Source organism: Paraburkholderia sp. SECH2 (assembly GCF_030464795.1).
GTDB classification, from domain to species: Bacteria; Pseudomonadota; Gammaproteobacteria; order Burkholderiales; family Burkholderiaceae; genus Paraburkholderia; species Paraburkholderia aspalathi.
In genome coordinates this window covers 1-9140 of the sequence record NZ_JALPRH010000058.1, presented here as the reverse complement: position 1 = coordinate 9140, position 9140 = coordinate 1, and the positions used below count along the sequence as shown (strand labels likewise).

Annotated in this window: 5 protein-coding genes; 3 read left to right on the top strand and 2 right to left on the bottom strand. The window is 63.2% G+C overall.

Annotation, left to right across the window (positions count from 1 at the left end; genetic code table 11):
• The first annotated feature begins 159 nt into the window (after positions 1–159).
• Entirely contained in the window at positions 160–2511 is a 2352-nt protein-coding gene (locus M0D66_RS37705) for a UvrD-helicase domain-containing protein (RefSeq protein WP_054042258.1), read from the top strand.
• Positions 2508–3314 carry a 5'-methylthioadenosine/adenosylhomocysteine nucleosidase gene (locus M0D66_RS37700; RefSeq protein WP_266212934.1) on the top strand — a complete coding sequence of 269 codons (807 nt, stop codon included), beginning with the start codon at positions 2508–2510 and terminating at the stop codon, positions 3312–3314. The genes M0D66_RS37705 and M0D66_RS37700 overlap by 4 nt, the downstream gene beginning before the upstream one ends.
• 106 nt (positions 3315–3420) lie before the next feature.
• Here M0D66_RS37700 and M0D66_RS37695 read toward each other — a convergent pair whose 3' ends face one another.
• On the bottom strand, positions 3421–5325 hold the full coding sequence (locus M0D66_RS37695; RefSeq protein WP_266212933.1) for a propionate--CoA ligase: 1905 nt from the start codon (positions 5323–5325) through the stop codon (positions 3421–3423).
• Positions 5326–5538: 213 nt separating this feature from the next.
• A complete protein-coding gene (locus M0D66_RS37690; protein ID WP_200652438.1) occupies positions 5539–6786 on the bottom strand; it encodes an MFS transporter in 1248 nt (415 codons plus the stop codon).
• A 521-nt stretch (positions 6787–7307) separates the two neighbouring features.
• Here M0D66_RS37690 and M0D66_RS37685 point away from each other — a divergent pair.
• Positions 7308–8987 (top strand): methyl-accepting chemotaxis protein, encoded by a 1680-nt coding sequence (locus M0D66_RS37685; RefSeq protein WP_266212932.1) that lies wholly within the window; start codon positions 7308–7310, stop codon positions 8985–8987.
• Positions 8988–9140 lie beyond the last annotated feature (153 nt).

Here is a 9140-nt window from a genome sequence, read left to right as displayed (position 1 = left end):
CCCCGCACAGGGGCAACGCTAATAGACCACTAACAATGCAAGGAAAGGCCAAAGCGCTAAGAACACGGAAAAAAGCGCCGCGAAGGCAAAAAACCCTCAAAAAAACCCAACCCCCGGAGGGGCATATAATGTCGAACGCCCTCGCCGTCCTCCCAAAAAATGCCCGATCTGCTAGCCAATCTAAACCCCGAACAACACGCCGCCGTCACGCTCCCCAACGAGCCAGCACTCATCCTCGCAGGTGCAGGCAGCGGCAAAACCCGCGTCCTCATCACGCGCATCGCGTGGCTCATCCAGCACGGTCTGGCGTCGCCCGCCACCATCCTGGCGGTGACCTTCACCAATAAGGCCGCCCGCGAAATGATGTCGCGTCTTTCGGCCCTCCTGCCGATCGACACCCGTGGCATGTGGATCGGCACCTTCCACGGCCTCTGTAACCGCATGCTCCGCGCGCATCATCGCGACGCGGGCCTGCCGGCCACCTTCCAGATCCTCGATACCGCGGACCAGCTCTCCGCGATCAAGCGTCTGATGAAGGGCCTCAACATCGACGATGAAAAGTACCCGGCGAAAAATCTCCAGTACTTCATCAACAATTCCAAAGAACAAGGCCTGCGCCCGAAAGACGTCGACGCCACCGACAACTTCAACCGCAAATTCGTCGAACTCTACGAAGCCTACGATCAGCAATGCCAGCGCGAAGGTGTCGTCGACTTTCCGGAGCTGCTGTTGCGCTGCTTTGAACTGCTCGCGCACAATCCGCCGCTGCGCGCCCACTATCAGGCGCGCTTCAGGCACATCCTCGTCGACGAGTTCCAGGACACCAACAAGCTGCAATACGCGTGGCTGAAAATGCTGGCCGGGCAGACCAACTCAATCTTCGCGGTCGGCGACGACGATCAGTCGATCTACGCCTTCCGCGGCGCGAACGTCGGCAACATGCGCGACTTCGAGCACGAGTTCAATGTCCGGCACATGATCAAGCTCGAGCAGAACTACCGCTCGCACGGCCATATTCTCGATGCGGCCAATCAGCTGATCGCCAATAACTCGCGGCGTCTGGGCAAGAATCTGCGCACCGACGCGGGTCACGGCGAACCGGTGCGCGTCTACGAGTCCGCCACCGATACCCAGGAAGCCGGCTGGATCGTCGAGGAAATCAAGGCGCTGATCAGCACCGGCACCTCGCGCAGCGAAATCGCCATCCTGTATCGCAGCAACGCGCAGTCGCGCACGATCGAACACACGCTGGTCAATGCGGGCATCGCGTACCGCGTGTACGGCGGTCTGCGCTTTTTCGAGCGTCAGGAAGTCAAGCACGCGCTCGCCTATCTGCGCCTGATCGACAATCCGAACGACGACACCGCGTTCGCCCGCGTCGTCAATTTCCCCACCCGTGGCATCGGCGCGCGCTCGATCGAACAGCTTGCCGACGCGGCGCGTCTATACAACTGCTCGATGGCTGCGGCGATTCCGTATGTCGCGGGTAAGGCGGGGTCGAGCCTCGCGAGTTTCGCAAACCTGATCGGCAAGATGCGCGCCGAAACGCAACAAATGAGTCTGCCGGAAACCGTCGAATACGTGGTCCGCACGAGCGGTCTCACTGAGTTCTATCAGAACGAACGTGAAGGCCAGGACCGGCTGGAGAACTTGCAGGAACTGGTCAACGCGGCCGCTGCTTTCGTCAGCGAAGAAGGCTACGGCATGGATACGCCGGCGCGCTCGATTCCGCTGCGTCCAGGCGCGACCACGGCGCCTGAGTTGGCCGTCGCCACGGATGATCCGAATACCGTCGTGCTGGACGCGCCCGGTATCGCCGATCCGGCGCAAAACCCGGACACGATGACGCCGCTCGCCGGTTTCCTGTCGCACGCATCGCTGGAAGCAGGCGACAACCAGGCGCAAGCCGGTCAGGAAGCCGTGCAGTTGATGACAGTGCACGCGGCCAAGGGTCTCGAGTTCACGGCGGTGTTCATCACCGGGCTCGAAGAAGGGCTGTTCCCGCATGAAAACAGTGCGATGGAATCGGACGGCCTGGAAGAAGAGCGTCGTCTGATGTATGTGGCGATCACGCGAGCCAAGGAGCGTTTGTATCTGTCGTTCGCGCAGAGCCGGATGCTGCACGGCCAGACGCGCTACAACATCCGCTCGCGCTTCTTCGACGAACTGCCGCAGGAAACGCTCAAGTGGCTCACGCCGAAGGTCGAGGCGGGCGCGCGCTGGGGCGGGCGTTCGGACAACGCCGGTTATGGTCGCGACTGGTTCGCGCGGCCGGGTTATACGGGCGCGGTGTCGTCGACGCCGGCGCCGTTGCCGGCCTTTGCGAACGAACAGCGCGCGGCTGAAACGGGTTTCCGCGTCGGCCAGCAGGTGTTCCACACCAAGTTCGGGGAAGGCACGATCACCGCACTGGAAGGCGGTGGCACGGATGCCAAGGCCCAGGTCAAATTCAAGCGGCACGGCGAGAAGTGGCTGGCGCTTGCGGTCGCTAAATTGCAGGCGGTCGAATGAGCGCGGGCGGCATCGATCCAAACCGCGGCGGTGCGCCGGTTTCGCATCGTCCGCTAGGCATTCTGGCGGCCTTGCCGCAGGAACTCGGCGATCTGATCGAAGCGATGCGCGCCGAATCCGGCGTGCGCACCATCACTCACGGTCAGCGTGACTATCACCTCGGCACCGTACATGGCGCGCCTTGCGTCGTGACGCTGGCGCGCGTCGGCAAGGTCGCGGCGGCAGCCACGGTCAGCGCCTTGATCCATGCGTTCGATGTCGAAGCGGTTGTGTTCACCGGCGTGGCGGGTGGCGTGGGGACTGAAGTGCGGGTCGGCGACATCGTCGTCGCCAACGTGCTGATGCAGCACGATCTGGACGCGTCCCCGTTGTTTCCACGCTTCGAAGTGCCGTTGCTCGGCGTGTCGCGCTTTGCAGCCGATGCGGCGCTTGCCGATCAACTGGCCGCCGCGTGCGAGCGTTTTGTTGCTGAGGAGGGCGCTGCTGCGGCGGCGCGCTTCGGCACGCGCGAACCGCGCGTACATCGTGGCTTGATTATCAGCGGGGACCAGTTCGTCGCGAGTGCAACGGGCGTCAAAGCCTTGCTCGATGCGCTGCCGGATGCGCTTGCAGTGGAGATGGAAGGCGCGGCGATCGCGCAGGTCTGTTACGAGTACGGCGTGCCGTGCGCGGTGGTGCGCACCATCTCCGACACCGCCGACGATCACGCGCCGCAATCGTTCGTGTCGTTTCTCACGGAGATCGCGGGGACGTATTCGAATGCGATTTTGAAGCGGTTTCTGGAGGCGCGTCGGGTGGCGTGACATGTTCGCCGTTGGGGCGCGCAGGGCGCTGATCAGCCGGCAGTCACACGAATGAGCGGCGCATGACTGCGTCGCCCTTTCACCGCACGATCAGCCTCGCCGCTCGCTAGTGCTTCGTTGAATCCCCCAGCGCCTCCCGCACCTGCTGCAAAGCCGCCGGATCCTCGATCGTCGGCAGATCACCGGGTTCGCGTCCCTCGGCCAGCGCCGCAATCGCGCGGCGCAGCAGCTTACCCGAGCGTGTCTTCGGCAGCATCGACACCATTACCACACGCGCCGGCCGCGCAATCGCGCCTAGCTGGCGGTCGACCGTCGCGGTGAGTTCGGCTTCCAGCTTCGCCCGCGCCTTCTCGCTCGCGTAGGCTTGCGCGTCGCGCAGCACCACGAAGGCCATCGCCGTCTGACCCTTCAGCGCATCCGTCACGCCGACCACCGCCACTTCCGCGACCGCCGCGTGGCTCGACAACGCTTCCTCGATCTCGCGCGTGCCGAGCCGATGGCCGGCCACGTTGATCACGTCGTCGGTGCGGCCGAGGATCGTCACATATCCGTCTTCATCCTGAATGCCCCAGTCGAAGGTCGAGTAGGCCTGCTGGTTCGGAATGCTCGACCAGTAGGTGCTGACAAAGCGCTTGTCGTCGCCCCATACCGTCGACATGCAGCCCGGCGGCAGCGGATAGCCCAGCGTGAGCACGCCTTTTTCGCCGGGCGGGCAGGGCTCGCCCGTCAGTTCGTTACGCAAGGTCAGATTGAAGCCGGCCGACGGCACGCCCGGCGAGCCGAGCTTGGTGGGCAGGGCTTCGACGCCGCGCGGAATCGCCAGCATTGGCCAGCCGGTTTCGGTCTGCCAGTAGTTGTCGATCACGGGCTTGCCGAGCGCGTCGGCGATCCATGCGGCGGTCGGTTCGTCGAGCGGCTCGCCGGCGAGGAACAGCGCGCGCAGGCTCGATAGATCGGATTTTTTCAGCAGCGCCGGGTCCTGCTTTTTCAGCACGCGTAACGCAGTCGGCGCAGTGAACATCAGATTGATCTTGTGCTGTTCGACGAGGCGCCACCAGATGCCGCCATCCGGACGAATCGGCGTGCCTTCGTACATCACCGTGGTAAGGCCCGCGATCAGCGGCGCATAGACGATGTAGCTATGGCCGACCACCCAGCCCACGTCCGACGCGGTGAACATCGTGTCGCCGGGCTTGCCCTGAAAGATGTGTTCCATCGATGCCGCCAGCGCCACCGCATAGCCGCCGACATCGCGTTGCACGCCTTTCGGCTTGCCGGTGGTGCCCGACGTGTACAGCACATACGAGGGTTCGTTCGATTCGAGCCATTCGCACGGCACATGGGCGTCGAAAAATTTCTCGCGCAGCGGCTCGTAGGCGACGAGGTAGCTCGCGTTGAGGCGCTCGGGCGCGAGTTGCCGGTCGATCAACAGCACGTGCGGTGTCTTGTGGGTCGCGCGCGCCAGTGCTTCGTCCACCAGCGGCGTGTAGTCGATCACTTTGCCGCCACGCGCGCCGGCGTCGGCGGTGACGATCAGCACAGGTTTCGCATCGTCGATGCGGGCCGCCAGATTGGGGGCCGCGAAGCCGCCGAACACCACCGAGTGGATCGCGCCGAGCCGCGCGCACGCGAGCATCGCGAACAGCGCTTCGGGGATCATCGGCAGATAAAGCAGCACGACGTCGCCTCGCTTCACACCCAGCGAGCGCATCACCGCGGCCATGCGATTGATTTCGGCGTACAGCTCGGCGTAGGTGTAGCGCCGCTCGATGCCGGTTTCCGTCGACACGTACACCAGTGCGTTCTGCTGCGGGCGCTCGGCCATGTGCCGGTCCACCGCGTTATGACACAGGTTCGTGCGGCCGCCGACGAACCAGCGCGCGAACGGCGGATTCGAACGGTCGAGCACCGTATCGAACGGCGTTTGCCAATGAATCCGCTGCGCCTCGTCACGCCAGAATTCCTCGGGCTGCTCGATCGAACGGCGGTGGAAGTCGCGGTAGGTGGTCATCGGCGGCGATCCTTCTGCTGCGTGAGTGAACGGATGTCGAGTCGTACGGCTCGGGGCGGCTGCCGGGCGCGGCGAGAGGGCAGCAGTGCGTACATCCGCACAAGCATAGAGCAGGCGTTACCTTGCGGACAACGCGGGTTCACCATGAGGGGGCGGCCCAACGGAAAAAGGCGCCGTAGCGCCTTTTTCTTCAAGCAACCAGAAGAGATCCCATCACGCTTTTGCGCGCTTGCCTTCGACATCCGGCAGAAACACCGTCAACAGGCCGATCAGCGGCAGGAACGAGCAGACCTTATACACATAGGTGATGCTGGTGGCGTCGGCCAACTGCCCGAGCACGGCAGCGCCGATCCCGCCCATGCCGAACGCGAGACCGAAGAAGAGGCCCGCGATCATCCCCACCTTGCCGGGGACCAGTTCCTGCGCATAGACGAGGATCGCCGAGAACGCGGAAGCCAGCACGATACCGATGATCACCGTCAGCACGCCGGTCCAGAACAGATTGGCATACGGCAGCAGCAGCGTGAACGGCGCGACGCCGAGGATCGACACCCAGATCACGTACTTGCGGCCGATCCGGTCGCCGATCGGACCACCGATCACCGTGCCCGCCGCAACTGCCGCGAGGAACACGAACAGGTGGACCTGGGCGGCCTGCACCGGCAGATGGAACTTGTCGATCAGATAGAACGTGAAGTAGCTGTTGATGCTGGCGAGGTAGAAGTACTTCGAAAACACCAGCAGCATCAGTACGCCCATTGCGAACATGACCTGGTTGCGCGACAGGGTTGCGTGACCGGTCTGGCTGCGCGCCTTCTTCACGGCCGGATGCTGCTTGTACCAGCGGCCGATCTGCGTGAGCACGACGATTGCGACCAGCGCCGCCACCGAGAACCACGCGATGCTGCGCTGGCCGTGCGGAATCACGATCAACGCGGCGAGCAGCGGCCCGAGCGACGAACCCGCATTGCCGCCCACCTGGAACAGCGACTGCGCCAGACCGTGACGGCCGCCCGAGGCCATGCGCGCCACCCGCGACGACTCCGGATGGAACACCGACGAGCCGCAGCCGACCAGCGCTGCCGCGACCAGCAACACGCCGAAACTCGGCGCGACCGACATCAGCAGCAGGCCGGCGAGCGTAAAGCCCATGCCGACGGGCAGCGAATACGGCTTCGGATGCTTGTCGGTATAGCTGCCGACCAGCGGCTGCAGCAGCGACGCGGTGATCTGGTAAGTCAGCGTAATCAACCCGATTTGCCCGAACGACAGCGAAAAGTTGTCTTTCAGCATCGGGTAGATCGCCAGGATCAATGACTGGATCATGTCGTTGAGCAGGTGCGAAAAGCTGATCGCACCCAGCACGGAATAGACCGTGCGCTGGACCTTGGCAGCCGGCTGCGCGCCAGCGGGGGAGGCTGAAGCGCCGGCGAGGGTGCTTTTATCGAGGCTCGTTTCCATACGCTAGATGAGAGAGGAGAAAGGGTGTGCGGTCATGATTTCAGGCTGCCGGCGCGTCGCGATCTCAGGCGTTCGCATGCCTGTGCGTGACCTGCCGGGTTGCCGCGGCATTTCGACGCGGCGCCGGGCCTTGTCAGCTATCTGTCGAAGTTTAATGTGGCTCGCACGAATTGTAAGGACAAGTTTTGTCGAGAATCGGACACGTATTACGCTTCCCATGCGTCATGGATGTGCCGAAACCCAAACGCGGTGCACTGTGGTGGTGCCTGTGTCAAGTGTGTTGCGCAGGGCGACGTGTGGGCGGCACGTCGTCTGATAAATGCGATTCGTGGATTTTTGGCCATGTATAAAACGGTCGCGGGCGCGAAGCTTACAAGGCGACGCGTCGAGGACCGGGCGCGACAATCGGCATGAGACGAGCGGCGTTAAAGATCGCAGACGTTTGTGCCGTAGACCCGGAGAGATAAGTATTAATGCCGGAACCGACCTTTCCGGCAGTTCGAAACGTGGGGACGAGGAATATGAAAGCAGTTTCGCTGGGTGGCCAGACGGGCGCGGGGTTCGTACCGGAAGGAGAAGCGGCGGGCAAGCCGTCGCCATCGCGTGGCCAGGGCAACCGCTCGCGGGCCGTGCGGCTCAAGGGCTTGTCGGTGAAGGCGACGTTGCGGCTGGCGTTTGCCGTGCTGCTGATCGGCACACTCGCGATCGGCGTGTTTTCGCTGACCCAGATCAGCCGCCTGAATGCTTCCGCACAATCGATCTACGACCAGGGCCACGTCGCGAGCCGCGCCGCCGAAGAGGCGCGTGGCCACATGCTGCGCGCAAGCCGCGCGCAAAAGATGCTGCTGACCGCGACCACCGCCAAGGAACGCGACGAACTCGGCGCCGACATCGACAAGGGCTTGAGCGGCCTCGCCAAGGAGCTCGGCACGCTGCAACAGTACGTCGATACATCCGACGCCAAGGCCGTCGACCAGCAGAAAAAATTCGCCGCAGCCGTCGCGGTATGGAGTGGCCACTTGCGCGACTTCGTGACCCTCGTAAAAGCGCAACCGCTCGATCTTTCGCAGATGAACTGGCAGGTCGGCACCCAGGACGTTTCCTTACTGGTCGAGACCGGCAAGCTCGAAAAACTGGTCGACGAACTCGTAGCCCAGCGCGGCACAGCCGCCAAGGCGACCATCGAAGCATCGGGATTTATCTTCCACTCATCGTTCGTGATGCTCGCGGCGATGACAGTCGCGCTGATCGTACTGGCGTTCGGCATTAGCGAGTGGGTAATCCGACGCCTCGCCGGCCAACTCGGCGGCGAGCCGGCATACGCAAAGGAAATCGCGAGCCGGATTGCCGCGGGCGACCTATCGAACCAGATCGCATTGGGCCGCAAGGACAAGTCGAGCATGCTCTACGCGTTGCACGACATGCAAAGCGGCCTCGCGACGACGGTGTCCGACATCGCTTCCAGCGCGGACGCGATCGCAACCGCATCGGGTGAAATCTCGATGGGCAACCTCGACCTGTCGCAGCGTACAGAGCAACAGGCGATGGCGCTCGAGCGAACCGCGAGCAGTATGGAACAACTGACCTCGACGGTTCGTCAGAACGCCGATAACGCGAAGCAGGCAAGCACGCTCGCCAACAACGCGTCGGAAATTGCAGAGAAGGGCGGCGACGTAGTAAGCCGCGTGGTGGCGACGATGAACGAGATCAACGACAGTGCGCGGAGCATTGGCGACATCATTGGCGTGATTGAGGGAATTGCATTCCAGACCAACATTCTCGCGTTGAACGCGGCGGTGGAAGCAGCACGCGCCGGCGAAGAAGGCCGAGGATTCTCGGTAGTCGCCGCCGAAGTGCGCAACTTGGCTCAACGCAGCGCGGCTGCCGCCAAGGAGATCAAGGGTTTGATCAGCACATCGGTGGAGCGAGTGAGCAACGGCTCGACGCTGGCGCAGGATGCCGGACAAACGATGGACGAAGTGGTAAAGGCGGTGAAACGCGTAACCGACATCATGGGCGAGATTTCGGCGGCATCATCGGAACAGAGCGCGGGAATTGAAGAGATCAATCTTGCGGTAACACAGATGGATTCCGGCACACAACAAAACGCGGCACTAGTAGAACAAGCCACGGCAGCCGCCCGATCCCTGGACGACCAGGCCCGCGGCCTGAAGCAGATGGTTGGAAAGTTCAGGCTATAAAACAGCGCAGCACCGCAACAGAAGAAACGATACTGAAGTACCGCCTCGGCGCGCGCCGCGCCGCCGAGGCGAAGCCGATGGTTCCCGCTGCGCAAAAGCGAAGCCCGTGGTTTCCCATGCAGACCCGTCCGCGACGCACGCAGTGCGGAGTGG

Excerpts from the sequence above, each read along its gene's own strand:
- M0D66_RS37690 (WP_200652438.1), bottom strand. The coding sequence starts at position 6,786 with ATGGAAACGAGCCTCGATAAAAGCACCCTCGCCGGCGCTTCAGCCTCC.
- M0D66_RS37700 (WP_266212934.1), top strand. The coding sequence starts at position 2,508 with ATGAGCGCGGGCGGCATCGATCCAAACCGCGGCGGTGCGCCGGTTTCG.
- M0D66_RS37705 (WP_054042258.1), top strand. The coding sequence starts at position 160 with ATGCCCGATCTGCTAGCCAATCTAAACCCCGAACAACACGCCGCCGTC.
- M0D66_RS37695 (WP_266212933.1), bottom strand. The coding sequence starts at position 5,325 with ATGACCACCTACCGCGACTTCCACCGCCGTTCGATCGAGCAGCCCGAG.
- M0D66_RS37685 (WP_266212932.1), top strand. The coding sequence starts at position 7,308 with ATGAAAGCAGTTTCGCTGGGTGGCCAGACGGGCGCGGGGTTCGTACCG.